The following is a 22,732-nucleotide window of genomic DNA, read 5'->3' on the forward strand; positions in this document are numbered from 1 at the left end:
TGCCAAGGTTGGGGTCGAGGGTTCGAATCCCTTCGCCCGCTCCAGTTTTCAGATGCAGATAGTTAGCAAGGTCGCCGAGAGGCGGCCTTTGTTGCGTTTGGGCCTTGGGGAGCCGGCGGGGGAGCAGAAACGATCAGCTTCCCAGCAGTCTTATATCGCCGATAAAGCTCTCGAAGGTCTGGAGATGGGGACGGATCGCCTTAGGGAAGGAATCGGTCAGTTTGGCGGGGACGACCCACTGAACGCCAAAGTCGACCATCTCCTTGAACTGGTTCGCCCAGCGCCGGAGCGATCGACGGCCATTTCACGGCCGACGCCGCCCCGGTGCATTTCCCCGGCGCAGCGTTCATCGTCGCCGCGATTTTCGGCCTGCTGGCGATCGTGACGCTGCGCCGCCTGCCGCGCGCGATGCAGACCGCGGATCAGATGCCGCCGTCGGTCACCGCATAGCCCAGCGCCTCGAGCCCTGCGGTGAGCATCGCGGTGCATGCCGCGACCGCCGCGGCGTCGACCGAGCGGATGACGAAATTGGCGCCGACCTTGCCCTCGCGGAAAAAGGGATAGCTGCCGATCGCGACCCCCGGATGTTCCTTTTCGCCGCGGCGAAGCAGGTCGGCGACCTCGCTTTCGGCCGCCCAGGCGCCGATCGTATGCGCCACCAGCGGCGCCCCGCCCTCAAGCTCGCCGGTCAGCGCATCGAGCATTCCCGCGGTGATGTGCGGCACCCCCGCCATCACGAACAGATTGCCGATGCGGATGCCCGGCGCGCCCGACATGCGGTTGGGGATCAGTTCGGCGCCTTCGGGGGTGCGCGCCATGCGGAGCCGCGCTTCGGTAAGCTCGCCGCCGCGCGCAGTGTAATAACGTTCGAGGATCGCGCGGGCCTGCGGGTGGACGATCACGCCGACGCCGAGCGCCCTGGCAACCGCATCGACGGTGATGTCGTCGTGCGTCGGCCCGATGCCGCCGGTGGTAAAGACATAGTCGTAGCGCGCACGCAGCGCGTTGAGCGCATCGACGATTTCATCTTCGACGTCGGGCACGATGCGCACTTCGCGCAGGCGGATCCCCTGCACGTCGAGCCAGGTCGCGATCTGCGACACATTCTTGTCCTGCGTGCGGCCCGAAAGGATTTCGTCGCCGATCACCAGCACGGCGGCGGTCCAGATGCGTTCGTCGGTCATCGCCTTGCCTTACCGCGCCGGCATGACAAAACAAGAGCAGTGGCGCAGCGCATATGTTCCTGATATGTTCCACATCGACTCGCAACATCGACGGAGAATCATCATGGCCGACGAGCTGATTTTCTATACCAACCCCATGTCGCGCGGGCAGATCGTCCGCTGGATGCTCGAGGAGGTCGGCGTCCCCTATGAGCCGCGCATCCTCGATTATGGGACGACGATGAAGGACGCCGCCTATCTGGCGGTGAACCCGATGGGCAAGGTTCCAGCGATCGTCCACAAGGGCAGGACCATCACCGAATGCGCGGCGATCTGCGCCTATCTGGCCGATGCCTTTCCCGAAAAGGGACTCGCGCCAGCGCCCGCCGACCGCGCCGACTATTATCGCTGGCTCTTCTTCACCGCGGGACCGGTCGAGCAGGCGATCACCGCAAAGATGTTCGGATTCGAACCCGACGCCGAACAACAGCGCATGGCGGGCTTCGGCTCGCTCGCCGCGGTGCTCGACGCGCTGGAGAGCGCGGTTGCGGGCAAAGCCTTTGTCGCGGGCGAGCGTTTCAGCGCCGTCGACGTCTATGTCGGCAGCCAGATCGACTGGGGACTGCAATTCGGGACGATCGCGTCGCGCCCGGCCTTTGAAGCCTATGTCGCACCGCTGCGCGAACGCCCGGCATACAAGCGCGCCAAGGCGATCGACAATGCCCTGATCGCCGAGATGCAGGCAGCGGATCCGGCCTAGGCGGCGCAGCTGGCATGAAGGGGCGATCCGTGCGCGGCGATACAGATGGCGTACCGTGAACCGCGCTCGATTCCCTTGACAAGCGCCGCTCCAAAAGCATCAATAGAACATATAGGGAACAAATATGCGCGAGTCGTCCCACCCCCTCGCCGGGCTGCGCCAACGCATCGCCCGGATCGCCGCCAGCAGCGGTTTCGAAAGCCGTCCGGCCGCGGGCTGGCTGGCGAGCGGCCATGCGCCCTTTGACGATGCGCTCGGCGGTGGGCTCGCGACCGGGCGGGTCCATGAATTTTTCGCTGCCGACGCGCTCGACGCGACAAGCGCCGCCGCCTTTGCCGCGCTGCTCGCGCTGCGCTCGCCGGGTCGGGCACCGCTGATCTGGCTGCGCACCGCCGATGCGGCGCGGCGAGCAGGGCATATCTATGCCCCCGGCATCGCCGAACTCGGCGGCGATCCCGACCGGCTGCTGCTCGTCGAAGCGGCCGACCCCAAGGCACTGCTTGCCTGTGCCAGCGACGCGGTCCGCTGCACAGGATCGGCGGCGGTGATCGTCGAAAGCTGGGGGCGGTTTCCGCTGCTCGATCTCACCGCCGGGCGGCGGCTCGCGCTGGGTGCTAGCGATGCGGGCACCACGCTGCTGATGCTCCGTCTCAATGCCGCGCCCGCGCCGAGCGTCGCCGAAACGCGCTGGAGCGTCACCGCCGCCGCGTCACACGCGCTCGACGCCGATGCCCCCGGCGCGCCCGCCTTCAACCTCGAACTGCTGCGCTGGCGCGGCGGCGCCGCGGGCGCACGCTGGCGACTGGACTGGAACCATGACGAACAAAGTTTCGGGCAAGGCGTCGGGGACGCGGCGCTATCTGGCGCTCTTCTTCCCCTTCCTGCCCGCCGAGCGCTGGCTGCGCACCGCGCCGAAGCCGCCTGACGCGCCGCTGGTTTTTGCCGTGAAGCAGCGCGGTGCAATGCGCCTTGCCAGCGTCGACGCCGCCGCGCGCGCGGCCGGGCTGCGCCCCGGCATGCCGCTCGCCGACGCGCGCGCGCAGTTGGGCGAACTTGTGGTCGTGTCCCACGATCCCGTGTCCGATCACGACTGGCTCGACCGTCTCGCGCAGGGCTGCGCGCGCTATACGCCGCTCGTCGCGCTCGACGCCCCCGACGGGCTGATCCTCGACATCGCGGGCGCCGCGCATCTTTTCGGCGGCGAGGCCGGACTGGTCGCGGATGTCGAAAGCCGCTTCGCGCGCCTCGGCATCACACTCCGCCATGCGTTCGGCCCCACCGCCGACGCCGCGCGCGCGCTTGCGCGCTACCAGGCGCGCCCCGCGCCCGACGAAGCCAGCGCGATCCGCCGCCTGCCCGTCGCCGCGCTCGAATTGGACGCCGAGGCGACGACCGCGTTCGTGCGTGCGGGCCTCAAGACGATCGGCGACCTGGCGAGCCGCCCGATGGCGAACCTTGCCGCGCGTTTCGGCGCCGACGCCGCGATGGCGCTGCGGCGAATATTGGGCGACGCGCCAAGCCCGCTCGACCCGCGCGTGGCGCCGCCGCCCGTCGCAGCCGAGCGCCGCTTCGCCGAGCCGCTCGGCAGCAGCGCGCACGCCGTCAGAATATTGGCCGAACTGGTCGGCGAGGCGGCCCGGATCCTCGCTGAACGCGGCAAGGGCGGGCGCCATTTTCGCGCGACTTTCTTTCGCAGCGACGGCCTTGCGCGCAGCATCGCCATCGAAACGGGGCTTCCGACGCGCGACACGGGACTTGTCATGCGCCTGTTCGCCGAGCGGATGGACGGCCTTGCCGATCCGCTCGACCCCGGTTTCGGCTTCGACATGATCCGCCTCACCGTGCCGCGGCTCGAAACATTTGGCGCGAGCCAGCTTGGGCTGGAAGGCGGCGCGGTCAAGGATGCCGCAATCGACGAGCTCGCCGACCGGCTCGCGACGCGGCTCGGGCGCAGGCGGGTGCGGCGGCTGCGCCCCGCCGACACGCACATCCCCGAACAGGCGCAGCTCGAACTGCCCGCGATCGACACGCCGCCGCCGCTGCCCTGGCAGGCGGGCGAACCCGGCGAGCCGCCGACGCGCCCCTTTCACCTCTTCGACCCGCCGCAGCCGATCGAGGTCATCGCCGAAGTGCCCGACGGCCCGCCGCAGCGCTTTCGCTGGCACCGCGTCTTGCACGCGATCCGCCGCTACGAAGGCCCCGAACGCATCGCCCCCGAATGGTGGCGGCGACGCGACAATGGCGGGCTGACGCGCGACTATTACCGCGTCGAGGATGCACAGGGCCGCCGCTTCTGGCTCTTTCGCCACGGGCTTTACGACGAAAAACCCGACCCGTGCTGGTATATCCACGGATTGTTCGCATGAACGCGGCACCCGGAACGCCCTTTGCCGAACTGGTCGCCGCGACCAACTACAGCTTCCTGCGCGGCGCTTCGCACCCGCATGAGATGGTTGCCGAGGCGATCAGGCTCGGCATGGCGGGCATCGGCATCGCCGACCGCAACAGCGTCGCCGGGGTGGTGCGCGCATGGGCCTTTCTGAAAGAGCAGCAGGTCAAGAATCCCGCGATGGTGGAAGGTTTCCGGCTGGTCGTCGGCGCAAGGCTCGTCTTCGCCGACGGCACCCCCGACATTATCGCCTATCCGGTCAGCCGCCACGGCTGGGGGCGGCTCACCCGCCTGCTCTCGGTCGGTAATCTGCGCGCAGCGAAGGGCGACTGCATCCTCGAACTGGGCGACCTGCTTGCGCATTGCGACGATCTGCTGCTGATCGCGATGGCGGGCGACGCGGCGCTGCTCCGCACGCTCAGGGCCGCGCGGCCCAAATCGGTGTGGCTGGCGGCCACCATGTCGCGGTCGGGTGCCGATGCGCGGCGGCTCGCCCGGCTCCAGCGCCTGTCGGCGGCGACCGGCGTGCCGCTGCTCGCAACCTGTGACGCGCTCTATGCGACCGCCGCGCAGCGCCCGCTCCACGACATCATCACCTGCATCCGCGAAGGAACGACGGTTCACAAGGCGGGCAGGCTGCTCGCCGCCAATGCCGAGCGCCACCTGAAGTCGCCAGCCGAAATGCACCGGCTTTTCGCGCAGCATCCCAAAGCGATCGAAGCCGGCGCCAGCCTGCTCGCGCGTATCGGCTTCAGGCTTGATGATCTGCGTTACGAATATCCGCACGAGCCGGTGCCGCCGGGGTGGAAGCCTTTCCCCTATCTGCACCATCTGGTGAAGCGTGCGGCGGAGAAACGCTATGGCGTTCCGCTGAACCCCAAGGTCCGCAAGCTGATCGGCAACGAGCTTCGCCTGATCCGGCGGCGGAACTATGCCTGTTATTTCCTCACCGTTTACGACCTCGTCCGCTTCGCGCGCGCGCAGAACCCGCCGATCCTGTGCCAGGGGCGCGGGTCGGCCGCCAATTCGATCGTCTGCTTCCTGCTCGGCGTGACGTCGGTCGACCCGATGAAGCACGACCTCCTCTTCTCGCGCTTCGTATCGGCCGAACGCGACGAGCCGCCCGACATCGACATCGATTTCGAGCATGAGCGGCGCGAGGAGGTGATCCAGTATATCTACGACCGCTATGGCCGCGACCGCGCCGCGATCGCCGCGACGGTCATCCATTACCGCCCGCGCAGCACAATCCGCGAGGTCGGCAAGGCGCTGGGGTTCAGCGAGGATGTCACCGCGCGGCTTGCCGACACCATTTGGGGAAGCTGGGGCGACGAGGTTCCGGTCGAGCGGCTCGCCGAGGCCGGGCTCAACCCGCACAATGGCGAGATCGAAAGGCTGCATCGTTTCGTCGGCGAATTATTGAAGGCGCCGCGGCATTTGTCGCAACATGTCGGCGGCTTCGTGCTGACGCAGGGGCGGCTCGACGAACTGGTGCCGATCCACAATGCCGCGATGAAGGACCGCACCTTCATCGAATGGGACAAGGACGATATCGACGCATTGGGGCTGATGAAGGTCGATGTGCTCGCGCTCGGCATGCTGACCTGCATCCGCAAATGCTTCGACCTGATGCGCGTGCACGGGCTGGGCGATCATACGCTGGAAATCGACATCGATTGCGACGATCCGCACGTCTATAAAATGCTCCAGCGCGGCGACAGCATCGGCGTGTTCCAGGTCGAAAGCCGCGCACAGATCAACATGCTGCCGCGCCTCAAGCCCAGGGAGTTTTACGATCTGGTCGTGCAGGTCGCGATCGTGCGCCCCGGCCCGATCGAGGGCGACATGGTCCACCCCTATTTGCGGCGCCGTAACGGGGAGGAGCCGGTCGAGTTTCCCGCGCCCGCCCCGCCGCACCCGCCCGATGAACTGCGCGCCGTGCTGGGCAAGACCTTTGGCGTGCCATTGTTCCAGGAACAGGCGATGAAGCTCGCAATGGTCGCGGCGGATTTCTCGCCCGAAGAGGCCAACGGCCTGCGCCGCGCGATGGCGACCTTTCGCAACGTCGGCACGATCGACAATTTCCGCGACAAGATGATCGGCGGCATGGTCGCGCGCGGCTACAAACAGGATTTCGCCGAACGCTGCTTCAGGCAGATCGAGGGGTTCGGCAGTTACGGCTTTCCCGAAAGCCACGCCCAGTCCTTTGCGCGGCTCGTCTATGTGTCGTCATGGATCAAACATTACCATCCTGCCGTCTTTACCTGCGGCCTGCTCAACTCGCAGCCGATGGGATTCTACGCCCCCGCGCAGCTCGTCCGCGACGCGCGCGAACATGGGGTCGAGGTGCGCGCGGCCGACGTCAACGCCAGCCACTGGGACAACAGCCTGGAACGGCGCGCGGACGGCAGCCTCGCGCTGCGGCTCGGCTTCCGCCAGGTCGACGGGTTTCGCGCGGAATGGGCGGCGCAGATCGTCGCGGCGCGCACCACGCCCTTCGCCTCGGTCGAGGAACTCGCACGCCGCGCGAACCTGCCGCCCCGCGCACTGCGCCTGCTCGCCGATGCCGATGCGTGCCGCTCGATGGGGCAGGGTCGCCGCCCGGCGCTGTGGGACGCGCGGCGGGTGCGGCAGGGGGTGCTGCCGCTGTTCGGCGCCGCCAAAGCGAACGAACTGGGCGCCGAGGAGGATGCCGCGCTGCCGCCGACGCCGATGGTCGAACATGTGCTCACCGATTATCAGACGACGCGCCTGTCGCTGAAAGGGCATCCGATGGCGTTCCTGCGCCGCGATCTCGAACGCGAAGGCGTGCTGAGCGCGGCCGAAGTCGCGGCGGCGAAAAATGGCGCGATCGTCCGCACCGCGGGGGTCGTGTTGATCCGCCAGCGGCCGGGCAAGGGCAATGCGATCTTCATCACGATCGAGGACGAGGGCGGCATCGTCAATGTCCTGCTGTGGGCGCGACATTTCGAACGCTATCGCCGCGCCGTCATGGCGTCGCGGCTGATGCTCGCCGAAGGCGAGGTGCAGCGGAGCAAGGAAGGGGTGGTCCACCTGATGGCGACGCGCATCGTCGACCGCACGGCGATGCTCGATATGCTGGGCACGAACCGCGTCTTTGACCCCGATCTCGCGCGCGCCGACGAGGTCGGGCATCCGCAATATCCGCGCGGCCGGACGCCGCATCACGGCCATCCGCGCGATGTCCGGATCCTGCCCAAATCGCGCGATTTCCATTAGTTTTCAAGTCGGTCGGAATCATCCGACGCCTGGGAACACCCGGTAAAACAGGAATCCAGAGCGCAGGTTTTGGTTCGTTCCAGACCGAACCTGAGCTGGGGCCGATCGGCATTCAGAAGCCGGCGAGCCGGAGGCAAAGACGGCCGCCGGTCAAAATGGGGGTTGTCTGCGATCCGACACATGGCGCGCATTTCCTGCCCATGAGCAACGGAAGCAGGCATGTCGCAGGATGAGGCGGCGCAAAGCTTTCGCATCACGCCGCCCCGACAATGGCTTCAATGGGAAACCATCGCCCCCCGTCCGTACCGAATAGCCATGGGTCGCAGAAAGCTGACGGCCGGGACGAAGTTTGCGACAATCGCTCGTCCGTTGCAGGTCCACGCCACCCCCCTCCAGCTGGCGCCGCACCGCGATTATGCATTTTCGCCCGCTTTGGCATCGGACAAAGCAATTATGGCGCAGAGAAAATAGATAAAATTGTAATAAGCCGACACGAAGCGGCAGTCTCGCACTGTTTTTCATGCCTTTTATGCGCTAAGCCGGGACATATGGCGCCGCGCGACGCATCCGCACCCCTTGCCGCCGTCGCGCGGGTCACGACACGATTCTTCCCGCCATCGCGCGCGCTGTCGCCCTATCTCAGCGCCATCTATCTGACCGAAGTCGTGTTGAACGGCGCCCCGCGGATCGAGGATTTTCTGCATCCCGAATGGGCCAATCTGCGCTTTATTCAAGGCGACACGCCGCGTGTCGCGATCGGCGAGCAGCCGGTGGCCAAAGCGCCATCCTTCGTCGTAACCGGGCCGACCAGCCGCGCAACCCATTTCCAGGCGGGCGACATGCGCGTGTGGGGCGTCGGCATCCTGCCCGCGGGCTGGGCGAAGCTGACGCCGCTTGCGGCCGATGCGCTTGCCGATGCCTATTGCGATGGCCGGGCGCACACCGCCTTTGCCCCCTTTGCGCCGCTTGCCGATGCACTGGCGCACGTCAATGATATCGAGGCGACGGCCGCGCTGATCGACGCGCATTTCTGCGCGCTGCTGGCGTCGGCCCCGTCCGACGATCCCGCCATTGTCGCCGCGCATCGCGCGCTGATCGACGACGAGGTGACAAGCGTCGCCGACCTGTCGGCGCGGCTCGGCCTGTCCGAACGGTCAGTCGAGCGACTGAGCCTGCGCGCCTTCGGCTTCGCACCCAAATTGCTGCTCCGCCGTCAGCGCTTCCTGCGCTCGCTCGGACGCTTCATGCTGGACCCGTCGATGGCGTGGATCGAAACGATGGATCACCATTATTACGATCAGGCGCAGTTTACCCGCGACTTTCATCGATTCATGGGCATGAGTCCGCGCGCCTATGCCGCGCGGCCCAAACCGATCCTGGGCGCCGCCGCTTTCGCACGCGCCGCGGCGGCAGGAGCGCCGGTGCAGGGGCTGCACAAACCGCCGGAATAGCCTGTGCCCGCCATCGGGCTTGACCCGCGCGGGGGCTTCGGTGCAAGCGGCTGGCAACGGACGCGCGGGCAGCCGCCTATCCTTGCAATCGACACTATGATGCGGCCGGCCGCGACAGCGCCGCCGGAACGGGACGAATGATGACGAGCGACATCAAAGCCATCGAGGCGCAGATCCTGCGCGAAATCGAGAACGCAAGCGACGCGAGCGCGATCGAGGCGGTGCGCATAGCGGCACTCGGCAAGGCAGGCAGCGTCACCGCGCTGCTGAAGACGCTCGGCGGCATGACCCCCGACGAGCGGCAGGCGAAGGGCCCGGTCATCCACGCGCTGCGCGAAAGCGTGACCGCCGCGATCGCGGCGCGCAAGGCGGCGGTCGACGCCGCGGAGCTGGAGGCACGGCTGGCCGCCGAAGCGGTCGACATGACGCTGCCGGCCGACATGGCTCCGCGCGGCAGCGTTCATCCCGTCTCGCAAGTGATGGACGAGTTGGCGGAAGTTTTTGCCGACATGGGATTCGCGGTGGCGACGGGGCCGGAGATCGAGGACGACTGGCACAATTTCACCGCGCTTAACATTCCCGAAACGCATCCGGCGCGCGCGATGCACGACACTTTCTATTTCCCCGACAAGGATGCCGAGGGTCGCGCGATGCTGCTGCGCACGCATACGTCGCCGGTGCAGATCCGCACGATGATGACGCAGCAACCGCCGATCCGCATCATCGCGCCCGGCCGCGTCTATCGCAGCGACAGCGACGCAACGCACACGCCGATGTTCCACCAGATCGAAGGCCTCGTCATCGACCGCGGCATCCATATGGGGCACCTCAAATGGACGCTCGAAACCTTCCTCAAGGCCTATTTCGAGCGCGACGACATCGTGCTGCGGCTGCGCCCCTCCTATTTCCCCTTCACCGAACCCTCGGCCGAGGTCGATGTCGGCTACGCCCATGAAAAGGGCCGCCGCATCGTCGGCGGCAACGGCGACGATGCGGGCCATGCGTGGATGGAGCTGCTCGGCAGCGGCATGGTCAACCGCCGCGTGATCGCCAATTGCGGGCTCGATCCCGACGAATGGCAGGGCTTCGCCTTCGGGGTCGGGGTCGATCGGCTCGCGATGCTCAAATATGGCATGGATGACCTTCGCGCTTTCTTCGATGGCGATCTCCGCTGGCTGGCGCATTACGGATTCGGCGCGCTGAGCGTCCCCACTTTGAGCGGGGGGATTTCGGCATGAAACTGACCCTCGACTGGTTAAAAGACCATCTCGACGGCGATTTCACCGTCGAACATGTCGTCGCCACGCTCAACCGCATCGGTCACGAAGTCGAAGGCGTCGAAAATCCCGCCGACAAGCTGAGCGGTTTTCGCGTTGCACGCGTCCTGACCGCGGAAAAACATCCCCAGGCCGACAAATTGCAGGTGCTGACCGTCGATGCCGGCGACGGCGGCGCGCCGCTCACCGTCGTGTGCGGCGCGCCCAATGCGCGCGCGGGACTTGTCGGCGTGCTCGGCCTGCCCGGCGCAGTGGTGCCCGCAAGCGGCATGGCGCTGAAGGTCGCGGCGGTGCGCGGGGTCGAATCGAACGGCATGATGTGCTCGTCGCGCGAGCTGGAGCTGGGCGACGACCATGACGGGATTATCGAGCTTCCCGCCGACGCGCCGATCGGCACCCCCTTCGCCGATTACAGCGGCGCGGGCGACCCGGTGATCGACATTTCGATCACCCCCAACCGGCAGGATTGCATGGGCGTGCGCGGGATCGCACGCGACCTTGCCGCCGCGGGGCTTGGCACGCTGAAACCGCTCGCTGTCCCGGCGATCGACGGGGAAGGCGCCCCGGCGACCGAAATCGCAACGCACGACATCGAAGCCTGTCCGGCCTTTTTCGGCCGCACGATCCGCGGCGTCACCAACGGCAGCGCACCCGAATGGATGCGCCGCCGACTGGAAGCGGTCGGCCAGCGCTCGATCTCGGCGCTCGTCGACATCAGCAATTATGTGATGTTCGACCTCGGCCGCCCAAGCCACATCTATGATCGCGCCAAGCTCAGCGGCGCGCTCGTCGCGCGGCGCGCGCGGGATGGCGAGACGGTCACCGCCTTGAACGGCAAGGAATATAGGCTCACCGACCGTATGACGGTGATCGCCGACGACCGCGAGGTCCACGACATCGCCGGGATCATGGGCGGCGAACATTCGGGGTGCAGCGAGACGACAACCGACGTGCTGATCGAAATCGCCTGGTTCACCCCCGAACGCATCGCGCTGACCGGACAGGCGCTGGGCCTGACCAGCGATGCGCGCAGCCGCTTCGAGCGCGGCGTCGATCCGGCCTTTCTCGACGATGCGACCGCGATCGTCACCGGCCATGTCCTGAGCATCTGCGGCGGCACGCCGTCGGCGGTGACCCGCGCGGGCGCGCCGCCCGTCGAGGTCAGGACGGTCGATTATGATCCCACGCTGTCGGCGACGCTGGGCGGCATCGCGATTGCACCCGAACGGCAGAGGGAAATCCTGACCGCGCTGGGCTTCACGATCATCGAACAGGGCGCCCGCTGGCAGGTCCAGGTGCCAAGCTGGCGCCGCGACATCGACGGTGCCCCCGATCTGGTCGAGGAAGTGACGCGCATCAACGGCTTTGACGCGATCGAATCGGTGCCGCTGCCACGCGCGGACGGGGTCGCAAAACCGACCGCGACCGCCGAACAGATGCTCGAACGCCGTCTGCGCCGCGCCGCGGCGGCGGTGGGTTTTCACGAAGCGGTGACCTGGTCGTTCATCAGCGACGGCGAGGCGGCGCCCTTTGGCGGCGGCCACTGGTCGCTCGCCAACCCGATCAGCGAAGAGCTGAAGGTCATGCGCCCGTCGCTGCTGCCCGGCCTGCTCGCCGCAGCCGCGCGTAACCAGAACCGCGGCGCGGTCAGCATCCGCCTGTTCGAGATCGGCCGCCGCTATCTGGCCGATGCCGAGCGTCCGACACTCGCCGTGTTGATGGCGGGCGACAAAAACGCGCGCGGCTGGCAGGCGGGCAAGGCCGCGCCGTTCGATGCGTTCGATGCAAAGGCCGCGGCGCTGGCATTGCTCGACGCAGCGGGCGCGCCGGGCGACCGCTTGCAAGTGATGGAACCAGTGAGCAAAGGCCAGGTCTGGCACCCCGGCCAGTCGGCAACGCTGCGCCTTGGCCCCAAGGCCGTGCTCGCCGAATTCGGCGCGCTCCATCCCGCGCTGACGCGCCATTTCGACGTCGACGGCCCGGTGATGGCGGTGCAGATCTTCCTCGATGCGATCCCCGTAAAACGCGCGAGCGGCCCCGCGCGCGCGGCGTTCGCGCCCCCCGCCTTGCAAGCGGTGCGCCGCGACTTCGCCTTCCTCGCCCCGACCAGCCTGACCGCCGCCGAACTGGTCCGCGCGATCCGCGGCGCCGACAAGTCGAACATCGTGGGCGCCCGCCTGTTCGACCGCTTCACCGGCCAGGGTGTGCCCGAAGGTCAGGTGAGCCTGGCGGTCGAGGTCGAATTGCAACCGGCGGAAAAGAGCTTCACCGACGCCGAGCTGAAGGCGATCGCGGACAAGGTGGTGGCGGCGGCGGCGAAGGTGGGGGCGGTGCTGCGGGGGTGACTCCCGCAAAGGCGCGCGCCGAAGCTAGTCTTTTGGCTTAAGCTCAATCATCTGTGAATGGCTCGTCACCGTCCACGACAAGGTCGTTTGCCCCGAAGAACGCTTGCCGATGCAGGTGAATGTTGATCCGTGCAGCGGCGGCTGTAGCGGGACTTCTTATCGCCCCTGGCTCCCCGCTCGCCGTCCATTCGATTGTATATGTGCCCCAAATGTCGAGATCGATGGGCCAATCGATATCGGTCACTACCCGCTGAGCTATGTCAGAATAGTCCTCTTGCTCGTCCAGCTCTTTATCGCGCCGAAACGACACCCACTCGCTCTGTTTGGGGAGGTCGATCCTTGGTACATTGCGCATGGGAACTTGATCGGTGGAGGGCGGGCGAGTGCTCCCCCAATCTCCGTAAATCAAGGTTGCGGAATTATGTCGCCGGACAAGGCTATCGTATAAATAGCGCTCACCGACCGGATTTGTACCACGATCACCGATGTTGGAGAATGAATCGGGGAAGGTGCTACCCGATATAACGACCTCTATCTCCGGATTATCGCGAGCAATTCGCGCAACTATCGCAGATACCCATGCCTCTCGGCTCAAAATATCACGAGACCAACCCGCATCCACGAAAAATGACACGTCATTAAACCGGTCAAGAACTTGTTCGACCAACGCGATCGGGTTGGTAACAATCCCATATTCAATTCGAACAACCAGTCCACGGTCCAAGTCGTCTATATGGTGGGCCTGGGCATCAAATTGCGTCGCCTCGCCTCCGCTAATCCGCAATACCGGAATGGCTTCAGTTATGTCAGAAACTGTGTCGTAGTAATTTGCAAACCCGTTTCGGCTGACAAACAATGCATCAAATTCGGCCGCTGCCGCGAGTTTGCCACCAGAGTTCTGTCGCATTCGATCAAGGTCTAGAGCAAAGCGGCGATTACCGAGCGCCTCCGCTATTTTCTTCCAAGTTCTATTAAGATGTTTTGCATTGGGCCAAGGTCTCGCGATAATCAAAGGAAACAGTCTGTCCTTTGTCGCTGCCGGAAGTTGCGTCAGAGCCTTAATTTCGGCAACTCTGGCGTGAAGCGTTGGGCAATAAGGAAACTGTTCTAGCATCTATTGCCCCTAGGCTACCCCTAATCGTACCTTCATAGCAGGAATTGAAACCCGGAACAGAGAGGCAAGTTTTTCTACCGCGTCATCTGTCCTATGACCACCAATCCGCTCCAACTCCCTGCCTACAACCTTGGCAGGCATAACAATATCAGCCGCCAACCTATTAGCTTCCGTTTCTTTCCGAGACGTCAGGTTGGAACGATACATGATGCTGTCCACCACGCCGGCGCCGATGTCGTCTCGATGCAACAAGTAATGGGCAATCTCATGCGCAACCGTAAATCGCTGACGCTCCGGCATCTCATATTTGTTAACTCGGATTTCAAAACCCGCCGGGGCATCGGCACAAGGCTGGATAAGACCGGAAATCTTTGGAGGCATAGGCGCGCGCACAACTTTTAGGCCGAGCTCATTCGCCAGCTCTCCCACCTTCACCGGAAAGCAGGACGTATAGCGCCTCACAATCTCGGCTTCATTCTTTCTGACCCGGTTATCAGCCAGCAGACTCATACAGCCCCACCATCGTCACCCTTATCTTCTTCATTCCCGTTCAAATCATCATCTCCGACAGGCTGAATGCCGCGGAACATGATTTCTTCGGTTTTGCGTTCAATCATTTCAACAACGACTCGATCTAACCGGCCGCCTTTTTCAAAGCCACTAGCAAGAAAGTCCTCCGTCTTTCCATGAACCTTCTGCTCAATGGTCGTCCAGCCCAGAAACCCAACCACCGCGAGAAATATCGCCAGTACCGTCATCAACAATGACACAGCCGTGAGCATGATTGACACAAAGTCGGCATACGACAGGGAGTAGCTGCTCGTCCCGAAATGCTGTGTTAATGAGCCGCCAACCACACCCGAGACCAGACAAAGTCCGACAACGCCGACCACCTTCAAGGCCGAGACAAATCCGGTTTTCGTTCCACCACCCACCATCGACTGCGCCCTTGAGAACATTTTAAGAACATATATGCACCCTGGTCGTGGAGGTCAATACTTGCAGCCTCCTACGCCGCCACCGCGTCCTCGCTCGTGCTTCCCGCCGCTTCCAGCAAGCGTTTCTCCAGCGATTTCACCCGCGCGGCGCTGTCGATCTTGTCGCCGATCAGATCGGTGACATAGAAAGTGTCGACCGCGCGCTCGCCATAGGTGGCGACGTGGGCGCTGTGGACGGTGACCTTCGACTGGAAGAGCGCATAGGCGAGCTGGTTGAGAAGCGCCGGGCGGTCCTGTGCGTTGACCTCGATCACGGTGAAGCGATTGGACGCCTTGTTATCGACGAAAACATTAGGGGCGACGCGGAACGCTTCGGCGCGGGTGCGCGGCAGCGCGCGGGCTTCGAGCTTGGGCAGCAGTTTCTGCCGGTTGGCGAGCGCATCCTCGATCGCGCGGGTGAGGCGTGCGATCTGCCCCGGCTCGTCGAACGGACGGCCGATCGGATCCTGGACAAGGAAATTGTCGAGCGCGAGGCCGTCGCGCGTCGTATGGATGCGTGCGTCGATGATGTTGCCGCCCGCCAGGTGGATACCCCCCGCGATGCGATAGAATAGCCCCGGATGGTCGGCGGCGAGCACCATCACCAGCGTTGCGCCGCGATCGTCGTCGGGGACGGCGGCGATGTGCAGCGGCGCATCGCCCGCCTGACGAATATGGACGAGGTTGGCGGCGATAACCTCGACCGGCTCGGCAATCCAGTAACTTTCGGGCAGGCGCCTTGCGACCTTGTCAAAGGTCTTGCGGTCAAAACCGAACTGCGCCGCGACCGCTTCCTTCTTGCTCGCGATGCGTTGTTCGCGGCCCTTTTGCTTGTGGCCGAGGCGCAGCACTTCTTCGGCGGCGTCGTACAGTTCGGTGAGCAATTGCCGTTTCCAGCTGTTCCACACGCCCGGTCCGACCGCGCGGATGTCGACGACGGTAAGGACGAGCAGCAGCCGCAGGCGCTCGGGGCTTTGCACCACCTGCGCGAAGTCAAGGATCGTCTTGAAGTCGGCGAGATCACGTTTGAACGCGGTCGCCGACATGAGCAGGTGATAGCGCACGAGCCACGACACGGTTTCGGTCTCGGCCTCGCTCAGCCCCAGCCGCGGGCAGACGCGAAGCGCCAGTTCGGCGCCGAGCACGCTATGGTCGCCGCCGCGCCCCTTGGCGATGTCGTGCAGCAGCACCGCGACATAGACGACGCGCCGCGAATGGATCTGGCCCATGATCGCGGTCGACAGCGGATGATCTTCCTTGAGCCGCCCCTGTTCGATGTCGGCCAGCAGCCCGATCGCGCGGATCGTATGTTCGTCGACGGTATAATGATGATACATGTCGAACTGCATCTGCGCGACGACGCGGCCGAAATCGGGCACGAAGCGGCCGAACACCCCCGCCTCGTTCATCCAGCGCAGCACCGTTTCGGGGTCGCGCGGACTGGTCAGCACGTCGAGGAACAGTTCGTTGGCGCGGCGTTCACGGCGCACGCCCTGCGTCTCGATCAGCTTGGCATCGTGGCGCGCCTGGCGCATCGCCTGCGGATGGATTTCGAGGCCATGCCTGTCGGCGAGCGCGAAAATCTCGATCAGCCGCACCGGGTCGGCCGCGAAAAAATCATCCGAAGGCAGCGCGAGTCGGCCGCGGTCGAGGACGAAGCCGTTGAGCTTGCCCGGTCGCCGCCGGATTGTCGGCAGGAAACGCCGCCCGCGCGCCGCCATCTGGTCGTCAAGATGCGCGAGGAAGGTGCCGGTCAGATCGCCGACGCTTTTGGCGTGGAGGAAATAGAGCTGCATGAAGCGTTCGACCGCACTCTTGCCTGGACGGTCGGCGAATTTCATGCGGGCAGCGATCTCGCGCTGGAAATCGAAGGTCAGCCGGTCCTCGGCGCGACCCGCAAGGATGTGGAGGTGACAGCGGACCGCGAGCAGAAAGTTTTCCGCGCGCGCAAACTGGCGAAGCTCGCGCGCCGAGAGCAATCCCGCATCAACCAGTTCGGGCACGGTTCGCACGCGGTGGATGAACTTGCCGATCCAGAAGAGCGTATGCAGGTCGCGCAGCCCGCCCTTGCCTTCCTTCACATTGGGTTCGACGACATAGCGCGAATCGCCCATCCTTTTATGCCGCTCGTCGCGCTCGGCAAGCTTGTCGGCGACAAAGGCGCGCGCGTTGCCCGCGACGACCTCGGCACCGAAACGCGCCGCGGCCTGGTCGTAAAGGTCGCGGTCGCCCCAGATAAAGCGCGCTTCGAGCAAGGCCGTGCGGATGGTAAGGTCGTCCTTTGCCGCACGCACCATTTCGTCCAGCGAACGCGACGAATGGCCGACCTTCAGCCCCAGGTCCCAGAGCGTATAGAGCTGCGCCTCGATCACCTGCTCGGTCCAGCTCGTCTGCTTGAACGGGGTCAAAAAGCCGATGTCGATGTCGCTGTGCGGCGCCATTTCGCCGCGGCCATAGCCGCCGACCGCGATCAGCGTGATTCGCTCGCCCGCCGAACGGTTGTTCGCGGGGTAAAGGTGATGGATGGTGAAATCGTGGCTGAGGCGGACGATCTGGTCGATCAGAAAGGCGGTCGCCTGCGCCGCGACGCGCCCCGACGACGGGTGCTCGATCAGCCGCCGCTCGATCTCCGCGCGGCCATCATCGAGCGCCGCCTTGAGCAGCGCGACCATCGCCCGGCGGCGCTGGCCCGCATCGCCGGTTTCGGCGGCGATCATATCGAGCCGCCCCGCGAGCGCACGGCGGTCGATGATCGCGCGGCGCTGATCGAGATGGGCGAAGAGATCGCTCATGCCTCGACCGCCAGCAGTTTTTTGAGGCGATAGAGCGCGTCGAGCGCGTCGCGCGGGGCGAGCGCATCGGGGTCGATGGCGGCAAGCGCCTCGCGCAGCGCATCCTGCGCGGCGACGGGTTCGGCGGCAAGCGTCGCGGCGAAAAGCGGCAGGTCGTCCAGCCCCGCGGCGAGCCCGCCGGTTTTTTCGCGCCCCGCTTCGAGTTTGGCGAGCACCGCCTCGGCGCGCCTGACGACGGCGGCCGGAACCCCCGCAAGGCGCGCGACGGCAAGGCCATAGCTGCGGTCGGCGGGGCCGTCGGCGACCTCGTGGAGCAGCACCAGATCGCCCTGCCACTCGCGCGCGCGGACATGGTGGAGCGACAGCGCTTCGAGGCTTTCGGCGAGACGCGTGAGTTCGTGATAGTGCGTCGCGAAGAGGCAACGGCAACGGTTCACCTCGTGCACCGCCTCGACCACCGACCAGGCAAGCGCGAGCCCGTCGTAGGTCGAAGTGCCGCGCCCGACCTCGTCGAGGATGACAAAGCTGTCGGGCGTCGCCTGCGCAAGGATGGCTGCGGTTTCGACCATCTCGACCATGAAGGTCGATCGCCCGCGCGCCAGATTGTCGCTGGCGCCGACGCGGCTGAACAGCCGGTCGACGAGGCCGAGCTTCGCCGATGCCGCAGGGACGAAACCGCCCGCCTGCGCGAGCACGACGATGAGGGCGTTCTGGCGGAGGAAGGTCGATTTGCCGCCCATATTGGGACCGGTGACGAGCCAGAGGCGATCGGCCTCCGACAGCGCGACATCATTGGGCACGAAGCGTTCGCCCGCCTTGGCCAGCGCCGCCTCGACCACCGGATGCCGCCCGCCGACCACATCAAGGCACGGTTCGTCCGCCAGTTCCGGGCGGCACCAATTGTGGCTCATCGCATGATCGGCAAGCGCCGCGGCGACGTCGATCCGCGCGAGTATGTCGCACGAGGCGGCGATCGCCTCGCGCCGCGCCACCGCGGCGGCGGTCAAGGCTTCGAGATGCGCCCCCTCGGCCGCGACGGCATGGACGCCCGCCTGCGTCACGCGAATCGCCGCGTCGTGGAGGTCGGCCGAGTTGAACCGGACGACCCCCGCAAGCGTCTGGCGATGGGTGAAGCCGCTGTCGGGCGCCATCAGCGCGTCGGCATGCTTTGCGGGCACCTCGACATGATAGCCAAGCACACCATTGTGGCGGATCTTGAGCGAGGCGATGCCGGTGCGGTCGCGATATTGCGCCTCGAGTGCGGCAATCGCCTTGCGCCCGTCGCGCGCGGTTTCGCGCAGCGCGTCGAGCGCATGGTCATAGCCTTCGGCGATATAGCCGCCCTGCGCGGCGTCGACCGGCGGCGTTTCGACGAGCGCGCGCGTCAGTTCGTCGACGAGCGCGCCATGACCGTCGAGGCCGGGGAGCAGCCGCGCGAGCAAAGGCGGCAGGTCGGCGCGCTGCGCGAGCCGTTCGCGCAGGCGCCGCGCGCCTTCGAGCGCGTCGCGCAGCTGTGCCAGGTCGCGCGGGCCGCCGCGCCCCGCGACGAGGCGGCCGAGCGCGCGTCCGGCGTCGGGCAGGGCGCGGAGCGCCGCGCGCAGGTCGCCGCGCCACAACGCATCGCGGGCGAGCGCATCGACGAGATCGAGCCGGTCGAGGATCGCGGCGCGGTCGGTGAGCGGGCTTGCCAGATCGTCGGCGAGCAGCCGCGCGCCCGCTGCGGTGACGGTGCGGTCGATCGTGCCGAGCAGGCTGCCCTCGCGCGTTCCCGCCATGGTGCGGACGAGTTCGAGGCTTTCGCGCGTCGCCGCGTCGATCGCCATGCGGTCCGACGCCGACACGCGCACCGGCGGCTGGAGGAAGGTCGGCCCGCCGGTCCCGACATGGTCGAGATAGGCGAGGAGCGCGCCCATCGCGGCGATTTCACTGCGCGAAAACTGGCCGAAACCATCGAGCGTCCGAACGCCGAAGAAAGATTCGAGCCGTTTCTGCGCGCCGGTGCTGGCGAAGTCCGCCGACGGCCGACGCACCACCTGCCGCGCCGACGATATGGGCAGCGCGTCCGCGCTCTCGCTGAGCAGCAGTTCGGAGGGTGCAAGGCGGGCAAGTTCGGCGTCGACCGCTTCCGTGCGCACCGCGACGACTTCGAAGCGCCCGGTCGAAACGTCGGCGGCGGCAATCGCTACCTCGCCCTCGCTGCCGACCTGCGCCAGCGCGGCGAGGCGGTTCGCGCTGCGCCCGTCAAGCAGGCTTTCCTCGGTCAGCGTGCCCGCGGTGACGAAGCGCACGATGTCGCGCGCGACGAGCGCCTTCGACCCGCCGCGCGCCTTGGCCTCCGCCGGGGTTTCGACCTGCTCGGCGATCGCGACGCGGTGTCCCGCGCGGATGAGGCGTGCAAGATAGGATTCGGCGGCGTGGACGGGCACGCCGCACATCGGCACCGGCGCTCCGCCATGTTCGCCGCGCGAGGTCAGCGCGATGTCGAGCGTCGATGCCGCTGCCTTGGCGTCGTCAAAGAAAAGCTCGAAAAAATCGCCCATGCGATAGAAAAGCAGGCAATCGCCCGCCTTTTCCTTCAGCGCCCAATATTGCGCCATCATGGGCGTCGCGCCGGACGTCGCGGCGTTGCTGTTGGCGGGTCGGGGAGCGGTGGCAGCCATCGCCCCCTGCTTAGTGATTGGGGGCGGCATGGCAAGGTTGGAAGGGGGAAAGCGGGTGGAACGACGGCCGTGGGCCGGGGTCCCGCCCCTGCCTTGTTCGTCATCCCGGCGAACGCCAGGATGATGATCGGATAAACGTCCAAAAAACCGGCCGTTTCCAGACCTTCATCAACCCCATCGCCACCCGCACCCAACATTGGCGGTTACATTTTCGCGAGGCGGCGCTAGGGGAAAGGCTCGGGCGCGCATCTTGTGACTTTATCGAGAGGATGACGAATGGACAGCGGCAGCAAGGTGCAGTTTTCGGATCGCGAGGCCCTGCTCTACCATGAATATGGGCGGCCCGGAAAAATCGAGATCGTCGCGTCAAAGCCGATGGCGACGCAGCGCGATCTGTCGCTGGCCTATTCGCCCGGCGTCGCGGTGCCGGTAAAGGCGATCGCGGAAAATCCCGCTGCCGCCTATGATTATACGGTCAAGGGCAATCTGGTCGCCGTCATTTCGAACGGCACCGCGATCCTGGGGCTCGGCAACCTCGGCGCGCTGGCGTCAAAACCGGTGATGGAAGGCAAGGCGGTGCTGTTCAAGCGCTTCGCCGACGTCGATTCGATCGACCTTGAGGTCGATACCGAAGATCCGCAGCGCTTCATCGAGGCGGTCGAACTGCTCGCGCCAAGCTTTGGCGGCATCAATCTCGAAGATATTGCCGCACCCAATTGCTTCATCATCGAGGCGGCGCTGAAAGAGCGCATGAACATCCCGGTGTTCCACGATGACCAGCATGGCACCGCGATCATCACCGCCGCAGGGCTGATCAACGCCTGTTACCTGACCGGGCGCGATCTGGCGACGGTCAAGGTCGTCGTCAACGGGGCAGGAGCGGCGGCGATTGCGTGCACCGCGCTGATCAAGGCGATGGGCGTCAAACATGAAAATGTCATCATGTGCGACCGCAAGGGCACCATCTATCAGGGGCGCACCGACGGCATGGACCAGTGGAAGTCGGCGCACGCGGTCCCGACCGACGCGCGCGACCTGACCGAAGCGCTCGTCGGCGCCGACGTGTTCCTGGGCCTGTCCGCCGCAGGCGCGCTCAAGCCGGAAATGGTCAAGGACATGGCGCCAGCGCCGATCATCTTTGCGATGGCGAACCCCGATCCCGAAATCTCTCCCCCCGATGCGCGTGCAGCGCGGCCCGACGCGATCATCGCGACGGGGCGCTCGGACTATCCGAACCAGGTCAACAATGTCCTCTGCTTCCCCTTCATCTTCCGCGGCGCGCTCGACGTCCATGCAACCGCGATCAACGAGGAGATGAAGATTGCCGCGGCCTATGCGATCGCCGACCTCGCGCGCCAGCAGGTGCCCGAAGAGGTTGCCGCGGCCTATGGCGGGCGGGCGTCGAGCTTTGGCCCCGAATATATCATCCCTTCCCCCTTCGACCGGCGCCTGATGGAAATCGTCCCCGCCGCGGTCGCCAAGGCGGCGATGGACACCGGCGTCGCGCAGAAACCGATCGCCGACCTCGATGAATATCGCACGCGGCTGCGCGCGCGGCTCAACCCGACGACGTCGGTGCTGACGCTCGCCTATGAAGCCGCGCGCACCAATCCGAAGCGCGTCGTCTTTGCCGAGGGCGAGGAAGAAACGGTGCTGCGCGCCGCGATCCAGTTCCGCGACGGCGGCTATGGGACACCCGTGCTCGTCGGGCGCGAAGGGCTGCATGACAAGCTGCGCGCGATGGGCGTCGCCGATGCAGAGAGTTTCGAGGTCCACAACAGCGTCAATTCGCCGCATGTCCCCGCGATGGTCGACATGCTCTATGAGCGGCTCCAGCGACGCGGCTACCTTCGCCGCGACGTCGAACGCATGGTCAACCGCGACCGCAACATCTTCGGCTCGCTGCTGCTCAAAATGGGGCTGGGCGACGCCATGATCACCGGCACGACGCGCACCTATTCGCAGACGATGCGCGAAATCCGCCGCGTGATCGACCATGCCGAAGGCAAGACGCCGTTCGGCATTCATGTGCTGGTCGACCAGCATCACACCATCTTCATGGCCGACACGACGGTCAACGAGCGGCCGTCGGCCGAAATGCTCGCCGACATCGCCGAACGCACCGCGCAGGTCGCGCGGCGCATGGGGCACGAACCGCGCGTTGCCTTCCTCTCCTATTCGACCTTCGGCAACCCAGAGGGGAGCTGGCTGGAAAATATCCGCGAGGCTGTGGCGATCCTCGACCGGCGCCAACCCGCCTTTGAATATGAAGGCGAAATGGCGCCCGACGTCGCGCTGAACGCCAAGGTGATGAAAAACTATCCCTTCTGCCGCCTGTCGGGACCCGCGAATGTGCTGGTGATGCCGGGGCTGCAATCGGCGAACCTGTCGGCAAAGCTTCTGCGCGAACTCGGCGGCGGCGCCATTATCGGCCCGATGCTGGTTGGCATGGAACATCCGGTGCAGGTCGCGACGATGGCGTCGACCGCGTCGGACCTCGTCACGCTGGCGGTGCTCGCTGCGGGCGGAATCGCGCAGTAACTAAAGGCGCGTTGCCCCCGCGA

The 22,732-nt window shown here is 65.8% G+C and carries 16 protein-coding genes and 1 pseudogene; 10 read left to right on the top strand and 7 right to left on the bottom strand.

Features of this window, described 5'->3' with window-relative positions:
• Nucleotides 1-133: 133 nt before the first annotated feature.
• Nucleotides 134-262, bottom strand: a pseudogene (locus HUW43_RS16015) (hypothetical protein); the annotation flags it as partial.
• Nucleotides 263-324: 62 nt separating this feature from the next.
• Here HUW43_RS16015 and HUW43_RS15870 point away from each other — a divergent pair.
• A complete protein-coding gene (locus tag HUW43_RS15870; RefSeq protein WP_262926800.1) occupies nucleotides 325-450 on the top strand; it encodes a hypothetical protein in 126 nt (41 codons plus the stop codon).
• On the opposite strand, the gene HUW43_RS10160 is transcribed toward HUW43_RS15870, so the two are convergent.
• Nucleotides 423-1,184 (bottom strand): competence/damage-inducible protein A, encoded by a 762-nt coding sequence (locus tag HUW43_RS10160; protein ID WP_188237300.1) that lies wholly within the window; start codon nucleotides 1,182-1,184, stop codon nucleotides 423-425. The genes HUW43_RS15870 and HUW43_RS10160 overlap by 28 nt on opposite strands.
• Before the next feature lie 103 nt (nucleotides 1,185-1,287).
• Here HUW43_RS10160 and HUW43_RS10165 point away from each other — a divergent pair, with 103 nt between their 5' ends.
• From HUW43_RS10165 to pheT, 8 genes are all read left to right on the top strand, one after another.
• A complete protein-coding gene (locus HUW43_RS10165; protein WP_188237301.1) occupies nucleotides 1,288-1,923 on the top strand; it encodes a glutathione S-transferase family protein in 636 nt (211 codons plus the stop codon).
• Between the two features lie 124 nt (nucleotides 1,924-2,047).
• Nucleotides 2,048-2,848, top strand: a complete 801-nt coding sequence (locus HUW43_RS10170) for an ImuA family protein (RefSeq protein WP_188237302.1) — start codon at nucleotides 2,048-2,050, stop codon at nucleotides 2,846-2,848.
• Complete coding sequence (locus tag HUW43_RS10175) at nucleotides 2,739-4,289, top strand: Y-family DNA polymerase (RefSeq protein WP_188237303.1); 1,551 nt, start codon at nucleotides 2,739-2,741, stop codon at nucleotides 4,287-4,289. The genes HUW43_RS10170 and HUW43_RS10175 overlap by 110 nt, the downstream gene beginning before the upstream one ends.
• On the top strand, nucleotides 4,286-7,552 hold the full coding sequence (locus HUW43_RS10180; RefSeq protein ID WP_188237304.1) for an error-prone DNA polymerase: 3,267 nt from the start codon (nucleotides 4,286-4,288) through the stop codon (nucleotides 7,550-7,552). The genes HUW43_RS10175 and HUW43_RS10180 overlap by 4 nt, the downstream gene beginning before the upstream one ends.
• A gap of 219 nt (nucleotides 7,553-7,771) precedes the next feature.
• Nucleotides 7,772-8,023: a hypothetical protein gene (locus HUW43_RS10185; protein WP_188237305.1), complete on the top strand. Its 252-nt coding sequence runs from the start codon at nucleotides 7,772-7,774 to the stop codon at nucleotides 8,021-8,023.
• Between the two features lie 77 nt (nucleotides 8,024-8,100).
• Complete coding sequence (locus HUW43_RS10190; RefSeq protein WP_188237306.1) at nucleotides 8,101-9,003, top strand: helix-turn-helix domain-containing protein; 903 nt, start codon at nucleotides 8,101-8,103, stop codon at nucleotides 9,001-9,003.
• A gap of 140 nt (nucleotides 9,004-9,143) precedes the next feature.
• On the top strand, nucleotides 9,144-10,241 hold the full coding sequence (gene pheS / locus HUW43_RS10195; RefSeq protein WP_188237307.1) for a phenylalanine--tRNA ligase subunit alpha: 1,098 nt from the start codon (nucleotides 9,144-9,146) through the stop codon (nucleotides 10,239-10,241).
• On the top strand, nucleotides 10,238-12,625 hold the full coding sequence (gene pheT / locus HUW43_RS10200) for a phenylalanine--tRNA ligase subunit beta (protein ID WP_188237308.1): 2,388 nt from the start codon (nucleotides 10,238-10,240) through the stop codon (nucleotides 12,623-12,625). The genes pheS and pheT overlap by 4 nt, the downstream gene beginning before the upstream one ends.
• Before the next feature lie 43 nt (nucleotides 12,626-12,668).
• On the opposite strand, the gene HUW43_RS10205 is transcribed toward pheT, so the two are convergent.
• The 5 genes from HUW43_RS10205 to mutS all read right to left on the bottom strand — a co-directional run bounded on the left by HUW43_RS10205 (nucleotide 12,669) and on the right by mutS (nucleotide 20,168).
• Nucleotides 12,669-13,739, bottom strand: a complete 1,071-nt coding sequence (locus tag HUW43_RS10205) for a beta family protein (protein ID WP_188237309.1) — start codon at nucleotides 13,737-13,739, stop codon at nucleotides 12,669-12,671.
• 9 nt (nucleotides 13,740-13,748) lie between these two features.
• Complete coding sequence (locus HUW43_RS10210) at nucleotides 13,749-14,249, bottom strand: ImmA/IrrE family metallo-endopeptidase (protein WP_188237310.1); 501 nt, start codon at nucleotides 14,247-14,249, stop codon at nucleotides 13,749-13,751.
• Entirely contained in the window at nucleotides 14,246-14,677 is a 432-nt protein-coding gene (locus HUW43_RS10215) for a hypothetical protein (protein WP_188237311.1), read from the bottom strand. The genes HUW43_RS10210 and HUW43_RS10215 overlap by 4 nt, the downstream gene beginning before the upstream one ends.
• Before the next feature lie 71 nt (nucleotides 14,678-14,748).
• Complete coding sequence (locus tag HUW43_RS10220; protein ID WP_188237312.1) at nucleotides 14,749-17,508, bottom strand: [protein-PII] uridylyltransferase; 2,760 nt, start codon at nucleotides 17,506-17,508, stop codon at nucleotides 14,749-14,751.
• Nucleotides 17,505-20,168, bottom strand: a complete 2,664-nt coding sequence (mutS, locus tag HUW43_RS10225; RefSeq protein ID WP_223181455.1) for a DNA mismatch repair protein MutS — start codon at nucleotides 20,166-20,168, stop codon at nucleotides 17,505-17,507. Before mutS ends, HUW43_RS10220 begins: the two co-directional genes overlap by 4 nt.
• A gap of 276 nt (nucleotides 20,169-20,444) precedes the next feature.
• On the opposite strand from mutS, the gene HUW43_RS10230 reads away from it, so the two are divergent.
• Complete coding sequence (locus tag HUW43_RS10230) at nucleotides 20,445-22,709, top strand: NADP-dependent malic enzyme (protein WP_188237313.1); 2,265 nt, start codon at nucleotides 20,445-20,447, stop codon at nucleotides 22,707-22,709.
• Nucleotides 22,710-22,732: the final 23 nt, after the last annotated feature.

The sequence above is a fragment of the Sphingopyxis sp. LK2115 genome, from assembly GCF_014595975.1.
Lineage (GTDB): Bacteria > Pseudomonadota > Alphaproteobacteria > Sphingomonadales > Sphingomonadaceae > Sphingopyxis.